Here is a 15,474-nt window from a genome sequence, read left to right as displayed (position 1 = left end):
CCCGGACCTGTCGGGGGTCGGTGCCACGGTGGGCCCGACCCGTCCGGACGACCCACCGAGGTGCCCCGTGCCCACCACCCTCGCCGCTCCCGCCACCCGCACACACACCCTGCGCGGCGCGTTCGACCTGACCCGCAGCGCCGCCTTCGGCTTCGGCCAGCGCGACGCCGCCGCCGACCCGTCGGTGATGCGGCTGGGCTTCCTGCTCGAGCCCGGCTGGACCCCCGTCGGGGTGCAGGTCCGCCAGCCGGACCCGGGGACCCTGCACCTGGAGGTGACCGGCGCAGGCGCGGACCCCGACGGCGCCACGGTGGATGCCGCGGTCGCCCAGGCGCTGCGGGTGCTCTCGGCCGACGTCGACGCCCGGCCCTGGGACGCCCTCGCCGCGGCCGACCCGGTGCTGGCGCGCTTCGTCGCGGCCGTGCCCGGGCTGCGGCCGCCGCTGTTCCACTCCGCCTACGAGGCACTGGCCTGGTGCATCCTGTCCGCCCGTCGGCCGGCCGCCCAGGGCGCGGCGCTGCGGGAGCGGCTGTCGCGGGCCCACGGCACGGTGCTGACCGTCGGGGGTGAGGTGGTGCCCGTGCTGCCGACGCCGGAGCAGCTGCTGGCGGTCGACGCGTTCCCCTCGCTGCCCGAGGTCAAGCTGCGCCGGCTGCACGGTCTGGCCCGTGCGGCGCTCGACGGCCGGCTCGACACCGCCGCGCTGCGTGCCCTGGACCCGGCCGAGGCCGCGGCCCGGCTGCGCGAGCTGGAGGGGATCGGGCCGTACTACGCCGAGCTCGTCGTGGTCCGTGCGCTCGGCGACCCCGACGTGGTGCCCGTCCTGGAGCCCGCAGTGCTGGCCGTCACCGGGGCGCTGCTGACCGGCAACGGCCCGCTCACCCCCGACGGTCTCGCCGAGCATCTGGCCCCGTGGGCACCCTGGCGCGCGTGGGCCTGCGTGACGATGCGCTCCGCGGCGCCTGCGCTGCTCGGCCCCGCCTGAGCCGCCGGTTCCTGTCGGTCCCCCCGGGGATGCTCCCGGTCAAACGACACCGCGCTCGCACGACACCCCGCTCGAACGACATCCCCGGGGGACGCCATGACCACCGCCGCCGCACGGCCGGACCACACACCCGACGACGCGCCGCAGGGCGCACCCGGCACGAGCACGGGGCCCGGGTCGGTCACGGCGCTGCGCTCGGTCGAGCAGGTCGGGGACGAGGTGGTCACGCTCGCGGGTCAGATCGCCGCCGCCACCGGCCGTTTCCTGCGGCTGCTGGCGGACTTCGACGCCCGCGAGGGCTGGGCCGGACCCGGGTTGGCGTCCTGCGCGCACTGGTTGTCCTGGCGGTGCGGCACCGACCTGCGGACCGCCCGGGAGCACGTCCGGGTCGCCCGCGCGCTCACCGCCCTGCCCCGCACCGCCGCCGAGCTCGACCACGGCCGGCTCAGCTACTCGAAGGTGCGCGCGCTCGCCCGGGTCGCGACGCCGGGCACCGAGGACGACCTGGTCGACGTCGCGCTCGCCGCACCGGCCGCCCACGTGGAGCGCCTCGTCCGGGGGCTGCGGACCGCCGCGGCGCAGCAGGACGGCCCCGCGGCGGAGCAGCAGCGACGCGAGCAGGACCGGGAGGACCGCCGACGGGTCCAGTGGCGGTGGGACCCCGAGACCGGCGACCTGGTCGTGTGGGGTCGGCTCGCCGCCCAGGACGGCGCCGCGGTGCTCGCCGCGCTGACGCGGGCCGAGCACGAGCGCACCCGCACCGACGGTTCCGCGGAACCGCCCGACCTCATCGCGCCGCCGCCGTCCGACCTCGGCCCGGCGCTGGTCGCGGCCGCGTCGGTGGTCTGCGACGCCGTGGCCGCACCGGCGCACGCCGTCGCCGCCGAGGTCCTCCTCCGCGTCGACGAGCTCGGGTCGCACCTGCAGGACGGGCCGCCGCTCGAGCCCGCCGCCGCGGCCGAGCTGCAGTGCGGCGCGACCCGGCGCGCGGTCGTCGTCGACGCCGCCGGACGCCCGCTCGGTGCCCGGGGCGGGCCGGTGCTGGCCTTCGGCCGCGCCCGCCGGGTGCCGTCCCCGGCCCAGTTGCGGGCCCTGCTGCTGCGCGACGGCGGGTGCCGCGCCCCGGGGTGCGGCCGCACCCGCTTCCTGCACGCCCACCACGTCGTCCCGTGCAGCCGCGGCGGCCGCACCGACCTCGACAACCTGCTGCTGCTCTGCGGCGGCTGCCACCGCTCGCTGCACCTCGGCCGGTTCACCGTGACCGCGCTCGGCGGGCAACGCTTCGAGCTGCACCGCGACGGGCGACCGTGGTTGGCCGCACCCGGCCCCGACGGTCCCGCGGAACACCTCGCGGACGACCGCGTGCGACCGGACGCGACGGCGCCCGCCTGGCACGGCGAGCCCTTGGACGTCGGCTACGCCACCGAGGTGCTGCGACGCGCGTGGTCGGCCCCCCGCACCCCCGGGCCCGGAGCCGCGTGAGCGGTCAGCGCAGCCGGGAGGTGGCCGCCGACAGCGCGTCCCGGGCCTCGGCCACCAGCAGCGCCACCACCTCGGCCGCGGGCAGCACCCGCGCGAGGTGGTGGGTCTGGCCGGCCCACAGCGCCACGGCCGAGTCGTCCTCGCGCTGCGCGGCCGCCGCCCGCACGGGGCCCGACGCGCGGTTGAGGTGCGGGTAGGCCGCGGGCGCACGGTCGGTCAGCTCGTCGAGCAGCGCGTTGCGGACCCCGCGCGCGGGGCGACCGGAGAACGCCCGGGTGGTGGCGGTGGGGCGGTCGGCGGCGGCCGCGGCGCGGTGCACTGACGACGTCCCCGCCTCGGGGCAGCCCAGGAACGCGCTGCCGCACTGGGCCGCTGAGGCCCCGGCCACGAGCACGGCCGCGACGTCGGCGCCGTGCACCAGCCCGCCGGCGGCGACCAGCGGCAGCTCCGTCACCGAGGACACCAGCCGCAGCAGCGCCAGCAGGCCGGGCTCGTCGTCGGGGTCGACCGCGCCGGCGTCGTTGCCGTGGGTGCCGCGGTGCCCGCCGGCCTCGCGGCCCTGCACCACCAGCGCGTCCACCCCGCCCGCGGTCGCGGTGCGGGCCTCGGCGCGCGAGGTCACGGTCGTCCACACCTCGGAGCCGACGCCGTGCAGCGCGTCGACCACGTCGCGCGGCGGGCAGCCGAAGTGGAACCCGACCACGGGCACCGGGTCCGCCAGCAGCACGTCGACCTTGGCCCGCCAGGCGTCGTCGTCCCAGGTGGCCGCCCCGCGGCGAACGTCGTACCGGGCCGCCCAGCGGTCCAGCGCGGCGAGGTGCGCCGCCAGGTCGAGCAGCGGCGGCTCCGCGGTCGGCAGGAACAGGTTCACCCCGAACGGCCGCTCCCCCAGCACGTCCCGCAGCTCGCGCACCCGTCCGGCCAGCGCGTCCACCGCCAGGTTCGCCCCGGCCAGGAAGCCCAGACCACCCGCGCCGGACACCGCCGCGGCCAGCGCCACCGTGCTCGGCCCACCGGCCATCGGCGCCCCCACCACGGGCGCGGCCAGGCCGGCCAGGACGGCGCTCACGCCGGGCTCCTCACTTCTTCGGCTTGTCCCCGGCCTCGGAGCTCAGCGCGGCCACGAAGGCCTCCTGCGGCACCTCGACGCGACCGATCGTCTTCATGCGCTTCTTGCCCTCCTTCTGCTTCTCCAGCAGCTTGCGCTTGCGGCTGATGTCACCGCCGTAGCACTTGGCGAGCACGTCCTTGCGGATGGCGCGGATGTTCTCGCGCGCGATGATCTTGGCGCCGATCGCGGCCTGGATAGGCACCTCGAAGCTCTGCCGCGGGATGAGCTCGCGGAGCTTCGAGGTCATCTTGTTGCCGTAGGCGCCCGCGTCGTCGCGGTGCACGATCGAGGAGAACGCGTCGACGGGCTCGCCCTGCAGCAGGATGTCGACCTTCACCAGGTCCGCCTCCTGCTCGCCGGACTCCTCGTAGTCCAGGCTGGCGTAGCCCTTGGTGCGCGACTTCAGGGCGTCGAAGAAGTCGAACATGATCTCGCCCATGGGCATCTGGTAGCGCAGCTCCACCCGGGACTCGGAGAGGTAGTCCATGCCACCGAGCTCGCCGCGCCGCGACTGGCACAGCTCCATGATCGCCCCGATGTACTCGCTCGGGGAGATCACCGTGCACTTGACCACGGGCTCGTGGACCTCGCGCAGCTTGCCCGGCGGCCAGTACGACGGGTTGGTGACGTCGAGGGAGCTGCCGTCCTCGGTGACGACGCGGTAGACCACGTTGGGCGCGGTGGAGATCAGGTCGAGGCCGAACTCGCGCTCGAGGCGGTCGCGGGTGATCTCCATGTGCAGCAGGCCGAGGAAGCCGCAGCGGAAGCCGAAGCCCAGCGCCACCGAGGTCTCCGGCTCGTAGGCCAGCGCCGCGTCGTTGAGCCGCAGCTTCTCCAGCGCGTCGCGCAGCACCGGGTAGTCCGAGCCGTCCATCGGGTAGAGCCCGGAGTAGACCATCGGCTTGGGGTCGCGGTAGCCGACCAGCGGCTCCGTCGCGCCCTTCTTCGTCGTGGTCACCGTGTCCCCGACGCGGGACTGGCGGACGTCCTTGACCCCGGTGATGAGGTAGCCGACCTCGCCCACCCCGAGCCCGGTCGTGGCCTTGGGCTCCGGGGAGATGATGCCGACCTCGAGCAGCTCGTGGGTGCTGCCGGTCGACATCATGGTGACCTTCTCGCGCGGCCGGATCTCGCCGTCGACCACGCGCACGTAGGTGACCACGCCGCGGTAGGCGTCGTAGACGGAGTCGAAGATCATCGCGCGGGCGGGGCCGTCGGCGTCCCCGACGGGCGGTGGCACCTTGCGGACGACCTCGTCGAGCAGCTCGGCCACCCCGGCGCCGGTCTTGCCCGAGACCCGCAGCACGTCGGATGCCTCGCAGCCGACGATGTGGGCGATCTCCTCGGCGTAGCGGTCGGGGTCGGCCGCGGGCAGGTCGATCTTGTTCAGGACCGGGATGATCGTGAGGTCCTTGTCCATGGCCAGGTACAGGTTGGCCAGGGTCTGCGCCTCGATGCCCTGCGCGGCGTCGACAAGGAGGATCGCGCCCTCGCACGCCTCGAGCGCCCGGGACACCTCGTAGGTGAAGTCGACGTGGCCGGGGGTGTCGATGAGGTGCAGCACGATCTCCTCGCCCGCACCCTCGCCCTCCTCGATGACCCAGGGCAGCCGCACGTTCTGGGCCTTGATGGTGATGCCGCGCTCGCGCTCGATGTCCATCCGGTCGAGGTACTGCGCGCGCATCTGGCGCGGGTCGACGACCCCGGTCAGCTGCAGCATCCGGTCGGCCAGCGTCGACTTGCCGTGGTCGATGTGGGCGATGATGGAGAAGTTCCGGATCCGCGCGGGCGGGGTGAACGTCGTCTCGGCAAAGCTGGGCACTGAGCTCCCTGGTCGGGCTGGGGTCGCGGCGCAGGTCGGAGGACCTGCGCCGGGGACCTGGTCGGTGCGCCGGGCCGGCCCACCTCGTCGAGGTCCATCGTCTCACGGCGGCGGGTGGTCCCGACGTCCCCGCAGGTAGGGTGCCCGCTCGTGGCAGGTTTCCTCTCCCAGGTCGGCGCGCTGGCCCGTCGCTACGGTCCGACCGCGCTGCGCCTGGCCCAGCGCGAGGGCCCCCGGGCGCTGCGCGCCATCCAGTCCTCCCGCAGCGGCTCCACCGGCACCGGCCGGCCGACGACGACGCGGAGCCGTCCGTCGGTGCAGCGGGCCCGGCGCCTGGAGTACTCCCCGCAGCTCGACGGCCGGGCCGACCCCGGCGAGGTCGTGTGGACGTGGGTGACCTACGAGGAGGACGCCAGCCAGGGCAAGGACCGCCCCGTGCTCGTCGTGGGCCGCGAGGGCGACACCCTGCTGGGGCTGATGCTCAGCTCGAACGCCCGCCGCGGCGATCAGGCGGGCTGGCTGGCGCTGGGCACCGGACCGTGGGACGCCGAGCGCCGACCCAGCTTCCTGCGCCTCGACCGGGTGCTCGACGTCCCCGAGGCGGGCATCCGCCGCGAGGGCGCCGTGCTGGACCGGGCGCGCTTCGACACCGTCGCCGAGCGGCTGCGCCGCGACTACGGCTGGAGCTGACGCCCGGCCCCGGGGCTCAGGCCAGCCGGGTGATCTCCACGACGACGTCGAGCTCGGTGGACCCGCCGCCGGAGTAGATGCCCTTGAGCGGGGTGACGTCGGCGTAGTCCCGGCCCAGCGCGACGGTGACGTGCTGCTCGGTCACCTCGACGTCGTTCGTCGGGTCCCAGCCCCACCAGCCGCCCGTCCAGACCTCGACCCAGGCGTGGCTCTGGCCCTGCACGGTGTCGCCCACCTCCGCGGTCCGCACGGGGTGCAGGTAGCCGGAGACGTAGCGCGCGGGGATCCCCATGGCGCGCAGCAGGACCAGCGACAGGTGGACGTAGTCCTGGCAGACGCCCTTGCGCTCCTGCCACGCCTCGACCGCGGAGGTGTGCACCCCGGTGGTGCCCGGCACGTAGGCCATCTCGCCGTGCACCCAGGCCAGCGCGGCCCGCGCGGCCTCGACCGGGGAGCGGCCCTTGGCCAGGCCGCGGGCGACCTTGCGCAGCTCGCGGTTCGCGGGGACGAACCCGGTGGCGCTGAGCATCTCGGTGAAGCGGTCGAGGACGTCCTCGGAGGCCAGGCGCTCGAAGTCGACCTGCTCCTCGGGCATCACCGTGGCGTCGGTCTCCACGACGGACGACCCGACCACCTCGAGGCCCGTGTGGGGGGCGTGCAGGTCGAACGCGGTGACGACCGTGCCCCAGTAGTCGGTGTAGCGGTAGGACCGGGTCGACGGCGAGGTCTCGACGCGGTTGAGGATGACGTTCTGCCTGCTGTCGTTGCGCGGGGTGAGCCGGGCCTCGTTGTAGGACGACGTCACCGGGGTCGCGTAGTCGAACCCGGTGGTGTGCACCACCCGCATGCGCCAGCTCACAGCTCTCCCTGGTCGTCGTTGAGGACCTCGCCCGCGCGGGCGTCGGTCCAGGCCACCCACGGCGCGGCGTGGAAGTACTGCAGCGAGATCGCCTCGCCGAGGTCGCGGCAGATGGTCTGCAGCGCCATCAGCCGCTCCGGCAGGTCGTCGAGCAGCTCGCCCGGGCGCAGGTACTCCAGCTCGCTGCGCGCCCGGCCCAGCAGCCGCAACGACTCCGAGCGCTCCCCGACCCGGCTCGACGGGTGCGGGTCGAGCTCCTCGAGGCACTGCTCGGCCTGGCGCAGCGCGGAGAAGATGGACCGCGGGAAGAGCCGGTCGAGCAGCATGAACTCCACGACGCGGGTCGCGTCGAGCGCGCCGCGGTAGGTGCGCAGGTAGGTGTCCTGCGCGCCGGCGGAGCGCAGCACGGCCACCCACGCGGGGCTCGACGTCCGGTCCCCGGCCCGGGAGAGCAGCAGCCGCACCATCATGTCGACGCGCTCGACGGTGCGCCCCAGCAGCAGGAAGCGGTAGCCGTCGTCGCGGCTCAGCGTGGAGTCGGCCAGCCCGGCGAACGTGGCCGCGCGGTCCTCGACGAAGGCGAAGAAGCCGTGCGGGCCCACCCGCTTGGCCACGCGCTGGCGCTCGGGCAGCGCGTTGTAGGTGGTGTTGAGGCACTCCCACATCTCCGAGGACGTGACCTCCCGTGCGCCGCGGGCGTTCTCGCGCGCCCCGGCGATCGAGTCCACGATGGACCCGCCCTGGCTGCGGTCGTAGGCGACGATGTCGGTCAGCGACCAGACGTCGAGCTCGGTGTCCGGCTCGGGGATGCCCAGCACCCGCAGCAGCACCCGGGAGGTGCGGTCGGGGTCGACGGTGGCGTCCTCGAGCAGCCGCTGCACGGTGACGTCGAGGATCCGGGCGGTGTCGTCCGCACGCTCGACGTAGCGGCCGATCCAGTAGAGGGACTCGGCGTTGCGGGCCAGCATCAGCGGGCACCTCCCAGCTGGGTCTGCTGCTGCTGCTGTTGCTGCTCCTGCATGAGGGTCAGCTCCGGCCCGTGCTCCGCCTCGTGAGCGGTGCGGACGTCGCCGCTGACCAGCTCGTCGCCGGCGAGCTCGCGCTCCTCGGCCGAGGCGCGGCTGGCCAGCACCCAGGTGTCCTTGCTGCCGCCGCCCTGGCTGGAGTTGACCACCATGCTGCCCTCGGGCAGGGCGACCCGGGTGAGCCCACCGGGCAGCACCCACACGTCCTCGCCGTCGTTGACCGCGAACGGGCGCAGGTCGACGTGGCGCGGCGCCAGCTCGTCCCCGATCTTGGTGGGCACGGTGGAGAGCTGCACCAGCGGCTGGGCGATCCAGCCGCGCGGGTCGGCCTTCACCTTGCGCCGCACCGTCTCCAGCTCCTTGGCCGTGGCGTCGGGGCCGAACACGATGCCGTAGCCGCCCGAGCCCTCGACGGGCTTGATGACGAGCTCGTCGAGCCGGTCGAGCACCTCGGTGCGCTCGTCGTCGAGCCAGCAGCGGAAGGTGTCCACGTTGGCCAGCGACGGCTTCTCGCCCAGGTAGTACTCGATCATCGTGGGCACGTAGGTGTAGATGAGCTTGTCGTCGCCGATGCCGTTGCCCACCGCCGAGGAGATGACGACGTTGCCTGCGCGGGCGGCGTTGAGGATGCCCGCCACCCCCAGCACCGACTCCGGCTTGAACTGCATCGGGTCGAGGAAGTCGTCGTCGATGCGGCGGTAGACCACGTCGACCTGGCGCTCGCCCTCGGTGGTGCGCATGTAGACGGTGTTGTCGCGGCAGAACAGGTCCCGGCCCTCGACCAGCTCGACGCCCATCTGCCGGGCGAGCAGCGAGTGCTCGAAGTAGGCGGAGTTGGCCACGCCGGGGGTCAGCACGACGACGGTCGGGTCGGCCTCGTTGCTGGCCGCCGACGCCCGCAGCGCGCGCAGCAGGTGCGCGGCGTAGTCCCCGACGGCGCGGACCCGGTGGTTCGCGAAAAGGTCCGGGAAGACGCGCGCCATCGTCCGGCGGTTCTCCATGACGTAGGAGACGCCCGACGGGGAGCGCAGGTTGTCCTCCAGCACCCGGAACGTGCCCTGCGCGTCGCGGATGAGGTCGATGCCGGCCACGTGGATGCGGACCCCGTTGGGCGGCACGATCCCGGCGGCCTCCCGGTGGAAGTGCTCGCTGGAGGTGACCAGCCGCCGCGGGACGACGCCGTCGCGCAGGATCTCCTGCTCGCCGTAGACGTCGGCCAGGAACATCTCCAGCGCCCGGACGCGCTGCACGATGCCCTTCTCCAGCCGGCTCCACTCCGAGGCGGAGATGACCCGGGGCACGACGTCGAGCGGGAACGGCCGCTCCTGGCCGGACAGCGAGAACGTCACGCCCTGGTCGAGGAAGGCGGCGTCGAGGGCCTCCGAGCGCGCGGTGAGGTCGGCGGGCGAGGCCGGCCCCAGGGTGGTGTGCAGCCCGCGGTAGGGGGTGCGGACCCCGCCCTGGGCGTCGAACATCTCGTCGTAGGCGCCGGGGTACCGGGCGGCCTGGCCGTAGCCGTCGAAGAGCGACGCCGCGGCCTTCCCGCGCGACCCGCGCTGCGCGCGTCCCCCCGTCCCCGACGGGCCGGCGGACCGGTTGCTGAGGCTCGTCACCCGGCCCATCCTGTCCGACCGACGGCCCAGATCCCACTCGGGTGGCCCGGTCCGCGTGTTCCGGGCGGGCACCCGGTCAGGTCAGCACGCCCACCAGCCGCACCGCGAGGCTGGCCGCGAGGACCACCGCGACCACCAGGAACACGCGCCGCACGAACCCGGCGCCGCGGCGCACCGCCAGCCGCGCCCCCAGCACCGCCCCGGTGAGGTTGGCCGCCGCCATGAGCAGGCCGACGCCCCACAGCACCGCCCCGGACGGGATGAAGTAGGCCAGGGCGCCGACGTTCGTGGCCACGTTGACGAGCTTGGCGATGGCCGAGGCGGGCACGAACGTCGTGCCGACCACGGCCACGAGGTAGAAGACGAGGAACGAGCCGGTGCCCGGGCCCGCCAGGCCGTCGTAGCCGCCGATGACCGCCCCGCCCAGCAGCATCGCCACCAGCCGGGCGCGGGGCGTGCCCCGGGGCCGGTCGACGGTGCCCACCTGCGGCCGGCGCCACGTGTAGGTGCCCACCCCGACCACGGCGACGAGCACCACCACCAGCAGGGCGGTGGGGGGCAGCCGGTCGGCGAGGCGGGCACCGCCGACGGCGCCGACCCCCGCGGCGAGGGCCATGGCCAGCGCGGGTCGCCACGGCACCGGGGTCGAGCGGGCGTAGGTGACCGTGGCGGCGGTGGTGCCGACGACCGCGGCGACCTTGTTCGTCGCCACGGCGACCACCGGGGCCCCGGGCAGCAGCAGCACCAGCGCCGGCAGCTGCACCAGGCCGCCCCCGCCGACGACGGCGTCGACCGCGCCGGCCACCGCCGCGGCCACGAGCAGGGCGAGCAGCGCCCACACCGCCACCCCGCCGAACCCGGCCCAGTCCAGCGTCTGCGTCACGGCGGGGCACGCTAGTCCTGCGCCGACGTCGTCCCGGGCGCCGTTTGGGCCGGGGCCACCCGGCTGCTAGCCTTGGAGGTCGGCGCTGCGCGGACACTCGTCCCGGTGCAGTCGAGAACCATCTCCCAACGGCGAAACAGAGGGTGTCACGCGTGGCCAACATCAAGTCCCAGGTGAAGCGGATCCGCACCAACGAGGCGGCGCGCCTGCGCAACCAGTCGGTGAAGTCCTCGCTGCGCACGGCCATCCGCAGCTTCCGCGAGGCCGCCGCCACCGGTGACAAGGACGCGGCCGCCACCCGGCTCGCCGCCGCCAGCCGCGCGCTCGACAAGGCCGCCAGCAAGGGTGTCATCCACCGCAACCAGGCCGCGAACAAGAAGTCGGCCATGGCCTCGGCGGTCAACCGGCTCGGCTGATCCCCCGCGGCGGGCACCACGCCCCGCCGCACCCCGTCAACGCCCTCGGCCACAGGCCGGGGGCGTTCGTCGTGCGCAGGGTCCCGGCAGCTGCGCAGGGTCCCAGCAGCTGCGCAGGGTCCCGGCAGCTGCGCGGGGTCCCAGCAGCTGCGCTGAGGCTCAGTGGCGGCGGCCGTCGCGCAGCGCCACCACCGCCAGCACGGCCCGCTCCACGGCGTAGTCGGCGTCGGCCGCACCGCCCTTGACGTCGGCGTTGAGCGTCGCCACCACCTGCAGGGCCGCCGGCAGCGCGGCCAGGTCCCACAGCCGTGACTGCTCCATCGCCTTGCTGATCTTGAACGGGGCGATGCCGAGCCGACCCGCCAGCTGGTTGGGGTTGCCCCGGGCGGTGCCGACCCGGGCCAGCACCCGCACCGACTCGGCCAGGGCGTCGGCCAGCAGCACGTGGGGCACCCCGGCGTCGGTCGCCCACCGCAGCGTCTCCAGCGCGTGGCCCCGGGTACCCGTCATGGCGGCGTCGGCCACGTCGAACCCGGACACCTCGGCCAGACCCCGGTGGTAGCGGCGCACCGCGGCCTCGTCCACCCGGCCCCCGGTGTCGGCGGCCAGCTGCGAGCAGGCGGCGGCGAGCTCGCGCAGGTCGTTGCCCACGGTGTCGAGCACGGCCTGGGCGGCCTCGCGGTCGGTCGTGGCCCCGGCCCGCCGCAGCTCACCGCGCACGAAGTCGAGGCGCTCGCCCCGGCCGAGCTTCTCGCAGCGGTGCACCACCGCGCCCGCCCGGCGCACCGCCTCGGCGATGGCCGCGCCGCGCTTGCCGCCGGCGTGGACGACCACCAGCGTGATCCCCGGCGGCAGGTCGGCGGCCGCGTCGACCACCAGCGCGGCGGGGTCCTTGCCCGCCTCGTGGGCCGCCTCGAGCACGACGACGCGGGCGTCGGCGAACAGCGACGGGCTCAGCAGCTCGGCCAGCTCGGGTGCGGTGACCTCGCCCGCGCGCAGCCGCCGCACGTCGGTGGCGGGGTCGGCGGCCACCGCGTGCGCCACCACGGCGTCGACGGCGCGGGACACCAGCAGCTCCTCGTCGCCGAGGACGAGGTGCAGCGGGGCGCCGAGGTCCACCTCCGCCGGCGCGCCCCGGGTCGCCGGCCGGGTGCTGCGCTGCGGGCGGGTCGGGGGCACGGGCCGATCGTCGCACGCGGGCCCGACACCCTCAGCCCGGTCCCGGGTGGCCGCGGGCGACGACGCGGGGCCCGTCGGGCCCGGGCAGCACGGCGACGTCACCGCGCTGGTCGGTGCGCAGCACGGTCGCGCCGCCGGCCGCGAGGTGGTCGAGCACGCCCGCGTTGGGGTGGCCGTAGGTGTTGCCCGCGCCCACCGAGACCAGCGCGACCCGCGGGTGCACGGCGTCGAGGAAGGCCGGGTCGGAGTAGCGGCTGCCGTGGTGGGGCACCTTGAGCACCACGGCCCCCAGGTCCACCCCCGCGCGGACGATCGCCTCCTGCGCGTCGGTCTCGACGTCCCCGGTCAGCAGCACCCGTCCCACCGTCGTCCCGGCCGCGATCACCAGCGAGGAGTCGTTGAGCTCCGTGCCCGGGTCGCCGCCGAGCGTGCGCGGGGGCGGGGTGACCGGCGCGAGGACCTGCAGGTCGAGCCCGGGCCACTGCAGCCGCACGCCCCGCGCGAGGTCGACCAGCGGCACGCCGTGCGCGGTGGCGGTGCGCCGCACCCGGGCCAGCGTGGTGTCGGGCAGGTGCAGCGGGCCGACGGCGACGGCGCCGACCTCCCGGCCGTCGAGGGCGGCGGCGAGCCCGTCGACGTGGTCGGCGTGCAGGTGGGTGAGCACCACCAGCGGCAGCGACCTCACCCCGAGCCGGTCCAGGCAGCCCCGCAGCGCCGCCGGGTCGGGACCGGTGTCGACGAGCACCGCCCGGCCCGGCCCCACCGACAGCACCAGTGCGTCGCCCTGGCCGACGTCGCACGCCACCAGCGCCCAGCCCGGCACCGGCCACCCGGGGTCGACAACGCGGACCGGCACCCACACCAGCACGACCCCCAGCACGACGGCCGCGAGCAGGGCCTGGACCCGCCGGTGCCGGACGAGCAGCAGCACCACCACCGTCACCGCGGCCAGGCCGAGCGCACCGGTGAGCCCGCCGGGGACGGCGACCGCGGCGTCGGGCAGCGCGGCGCAGCGGGTGCCCACCTGCACCAGCCACCACACGGCGGGGCCGGCCAGCCGGACCAGCAGCTCCCCGGCCGGGGTCCAGGCGGGCAGGGCGAGCACCGCCGCCACCCCGAGGACCGTGGCCACCCCGACCGCCGGCGCGGCGAGCAGGTTGGCCAGCACCGCCACCAGGCTCAGCCGCGCCGAGAGCCCGGCGATGACCGGTGCCGTCACCACGTGGGCCGCCAGCGGCACCGCCAGCAGCTCGGCGAACCCGGCGGGGACCCCGCGGTCCCGCAGCGCCGCCGCCCAGCGGGGCGCCAGAAGCACCAGGGCACCGGTGGCCAGCACGGACAGCGCGAACCCGACGTCGACCCCGAGGCCCGGGCTCAGGGCCAGCAGCCCCACCACCGCTGCGCACAGGGCGGGCACGGCCTGCCTGCGCCGGGCCGTGACCAGCCCCAGCAGGCCGATCGCCCCCATCACGGCGGCGCGCAGCACGCTGGGCGAGGGCCGCGCCAGGACCACGAACGCCACCAGCGCCACCCCGGCGAGCGCCGCGGCGGTGCGCGGCCCGGCCCCGGCGAGCAGGGCCAGGCCGAGCACGGCGACGCACACGATCGTCACGTTGGTGCCGGACACGGCCGTGAGGTGGGTCAGGCCGCTGGTGCGGAAGGCGTCGGTCAGGTCGGCGGGCTGCGCGCTGGTGTCGCCCACGACGAGACCGGGCAGCAGGCCGGCCTCCCGCTCGCCGAGGACCCGCCCGGCCGCCTCGCGCAGCCGGGTCCGCAGCCCGGCGGCCACCTGCTGGTAGCCCGGCGGAGCGCCCACCAGCCGGGGTGGGTCGCCGGTGCGCAGGTCGGCCACGGTGAGGTCCGCGCGTCGCGGGGCCGCGACCGCGGCGCTCAGCGCGACCCGCTGACCGGGCACGAGCGCTGCCCAGCTCGCGGCGGGTGCGGTGACGACGACCCGTCCCCCGGTGGTGAGCCGCTCCCCCGCCACGGCGAGCACGGCCAGGTCGGCCCGCACCAGCACCCGCGGCTCCCCCAGCACACCGCGCAGCGGCACCGGGTCGTCGGTGACGGTCACCTCCACCCGGGCGGTCGCGCCCACCCGGTCGGCCAGGGGGTGCTCCTGCGCCGCGCGGGCCCGGGTGGCGGCGCCGAGCCCGACGAGGGCGAGCACGACGAGGGCGGCTGCGGCGCCCGCGGTCCACGCCCGGCCGGCACCCCAGCGCAGCACCCCGAGCAGCCCCAGCCCGGCCAGGACGGTGACGACGACGGACCACCGCCACCCGCCGAGCAGCGCGACGAGCACACCCGCCCAGGCCAGCAGCGCGGCCGGGACCAGCCGGGCGTCGACCCTCGGCTGCTCGGCCGGCGGGGCCGCAGCGGTCACACGGTGACCAGGTCGCGCAGGCTCGCCAGCCGCGCGTCACCGATGCCGGGCACCTCGGTGAGCTGGTCGACGCTGGTGAACGGCCCGGTGCTGGTGCGGTGGTCGACGATCTTCTGTGCGGTCACCGGGCCGACACCGGGCAGGGTGTCCAGGGCGGCGACGTCGGCGGTGTTGAGGTTGACGGGTCCCCCGGCGGGGGCTGCGCCCGCCGAGGTGCCCGTGCCCGCGGCCGCCGCTGCGGGGGACGGCGGTCCGGCCGCGCCGGTGGCCGGGGGGCCCGGTGCCCCGACGACGACCTGCTCCCCGTCCGCGACGGGCGCGGCCAGGTTGAGGCTGAGCAGGTCGGTGCCCGGCACCGCGCCCGCGGCGGCCGCGATCGCGTCGGCCACCCGCGAGCCCGGGGGCAGCCGCACCAGTCCCGGTGCGGACACCGCCCCGACCACGCTGACGACGAGCTCGGGCGGGGTCGTCGCGGCGGCGGGCGCCACCGTCGGCACAGGGGTCGGGCCGGGGGTGGCGCTGGGGGCGGCGGTGCTCGCCACGACCGGCAGCGGGGGCACCGTCTCGGCCACGGGCCGGTCGCGCCACACCCCCACCGCCGCGAGCACGGCCGCCACCGCGGCCGTCGCCGCCAGGGCGAGGCACCCGCCACGGCCGGGGTCCCAGCGGTGCCCGCGCCAGCCGGCGGGCACCCACCGCTCCTGCCAGCCCCGGCCCGGCCGGGGCCGCAGCACGCGCACCCCCGCGGCCGGCTCGTCGCCCGGGTCGGCAGCGGGCTCCGGGACCTCCGACGCCGCCGTGGGCTCCGGGAGCGGCGGGCGCCACGCGTGCCGGCCCCGCGGCTCGTCGGGGCCTCCGGACGGGGCTGGACCGCTGCCGGACGGGTCCGGGGCGTCCGGCCGGTCCGGCGGCGGGTCACCGACCGTCAGGGACGCCAGGCGTCGGCGGGTCAGGAGCAGGTCGTCTCGGGCAGCCACGGCGCCGACGCTAGGGACGGCCTCACCGGTGCGGAACGGCGTCGGCCGG

13 protein-coding genes are annotated in these 15,474 nt (G+C 76.2%); 4 read left to right on the top strand and 9 right to left on the bottom strand.

Annotation, left to right across the window (positions count from 1 at the left end):
• Positions 1–67 precede the first annotated feature (67 nt).
• A complete protein-coding gene (locus tag ACYVOF_RS12160) occupies positions 68–985 on the top strand; it encodes a DNA-3-methyladenine glycosylase family protein (RefSeq protein WP_460866789.1) in 918 nt (305 codons plus the stop codon).
• 96 nt (positions 986–1,081) lie between these two features.
• Positions 1,082–2,467: an HNH endonuclease signature motif containing protein gene (locus ACYVOF_RS12155; protein ID WP_460866786.1), complete on the top strand. Its 1,386-nt coding sequence runs from the start codon at positions 1,082–1,084 to the stop codon at positions 2,465–2,467.
• A 4-nt stretch (positions 2,468–2,471) separates the two neighbouring features.
• Here ACYVOF_RS12155 and ACYVOF_RS12150 read toward each other — a convergent pair whose 3' ends face one another.
• Positions 2,472–3,536, bottom strand: coding sequence for an NAD(P)H-dependent flavin oxidoreductase (locus ACYVOF_RS12150; RefSeq protein WP_460866784.1), 1,065 nt, complete (start codon positions 3,534–3,536; stop codon positions 2,472–2,474).
• Between the two features lie 10 nt (positions 3,537–3,546).
• Entirely contained in the window at positions 3,547–5,400 is a 1,854-nt protein-coding gene (lepA, locus tag ACYVOF_RS12145) for a translation elongation factor 4 (protein WP_460866782.1), read from the bottom strand.
• Positions 5,401–5,550: 150 nt separating this feature from the next.
• On the opposite strand from lepA, the gene ACYVOF_RS12140 reads away from it, so the two are divergent.
• Positions 5,551–6,090 carry a type II toxin-antitoxin system PemK/MazF family toxin gene (locus tag ACYVOF_RS12140; protein ID WP_460866780.1) on the top strand — a complete coding sequence of 180 codons (540 nt, stop codon included), beginning with the start codon at positions 5,551–5,553 and terminating at the stop codon, positions 6,088–6,090.
• A gap of 16 nt (positions 6,091–6,106) precedes the next feature.
• Here ACYVOF_RS12140 and ACYVOF_RS12135 read toward each other — a convergent pair whose 3' ends face one another.
• The 4 genes from ACYVOF_RS12135 to ACYVOF_RS12120 form a co-directional block, all read right to left on the bottom strand.
• Positions 6,107–6,949: a transglutaminase family protein gene (locus tag ACYVOF_RS12135; protein ID WP_460866779.1), complete on the bottom strand. Its 843-nt coding sequence runs from the start codon at positions 6,947–6,949 to the stop codon at positions 6,107–6,109.
• Positions 6,946–7,917 carry an alpha-E domain-containing protein gene (locus ACYVOF_RS12130; RefSeq protein WP_460866777.1) on the bottom strand — a complete coding sequence of 324 codons (972 nt, stop codon included), beginning with the start codon at positions 7,915–7,917 and terminating at the stop codon, positions 6,946–6,948. Before ACYVOF_RS12130 ends, ACYVOF_RS12135 begins: the two co-directional genes overlap by 4 nt.
• Positions 7,917–9,449: a circularly permuted type 2 ATP-grasp protein gene (locus tag ACYVOF_RS12125; RefSeq protein WP_460866876.1), complete on the bottom strand. Its 1,533-nt coding sequence runs from the start codon at positions 9,447–9,449 to the stop codon at positions 7,917–7,919. Before ACYVOF_RS12125 ends, ACYVOF_RS12130 begins: the two co-directional genes overlap by 1 nt.
• A 214-nt stretch (positions 9,450–9,663) precedes the next feature.
• A complete protein-coding gene (locus ACYVOF_RS12120; protein ID WP_460866775.1) occupies positions 9,664–10,470 on the bottom strand; it encodes a sulfite exporter TauE/SafE family protein in 807 nt (268 codons plus the stop codon).
• Between the two features lie 152 nt (positions 10,471–10,622).
• Here ACYVOF_RS12120 and rpsT point away from each other — a divergent pair, with 152 nt between their 5' ends.
• Positions 10,623–10,886 (top strand): 30S ribosomal protein S20, encoded by a 264-nt coding sequence (gene rpsT, locus ACYVOF_RS12115; protein WP_460866773.1) that lies wholly within the window; start codon positions 10,623–10,625, stop codon positions 10,884–10,886.
• 159 nt (positions 10,887–11,045) lie between these two features.
• Here rpsT and holA read toward each other — a convergent pair whose 3' ends face one another.
• The 3 genes from holA to ACYVOF_RS12100 form a co-directional block, all read right to left on the bottom strand.
• On the bottom strand, positions 11,046–12,005 hold the full coding sequence (holA, locus tag ACYVOF_RS12110) for a DNA polymerase III subunit delta (protein WP_460866874.1): 960 nt from the start codon (positions 12,003–12,005) through the stop codon (positions 11,046–11,048).
• Positions 12,006–12,096: 91 nt separating this feature from the next.
• Positions 12,097–14,448, bottom strand: coding sequence for a ComEC/Rec2 family competence protein (locus ACYVOF_RS12105; RefSeq protein WP_460866771.1), 2,352 nt, complete (start codon positions 14,446–14,448; stop codon positions 12,097–12,099).
• Positions 14,445–15,425 (bottom strand): helix-hairpin-helix domain-containing protein, encoded by a 981-nt coding sequence (locus ACYVOF_RS12100; RefSeq protein WP_460866769.1) that lies wholly within the window; start codon positions 15,423–15,425, stop codon positions 14,445–14,447. Before ACYVOF_RS12100 ends, ACYVOF_RS12105 begins: the two co-directional genes overlap by 4 nt.
• Positions 15,426–15,474: the final 49 nt, after the last annotated feature.

Source organism: Rhodococcus aerolatus (genome assembly GCF_054783215.1).
This window is presented reverse-complemented; position numbering and strand designations above follow the sequence as displayed.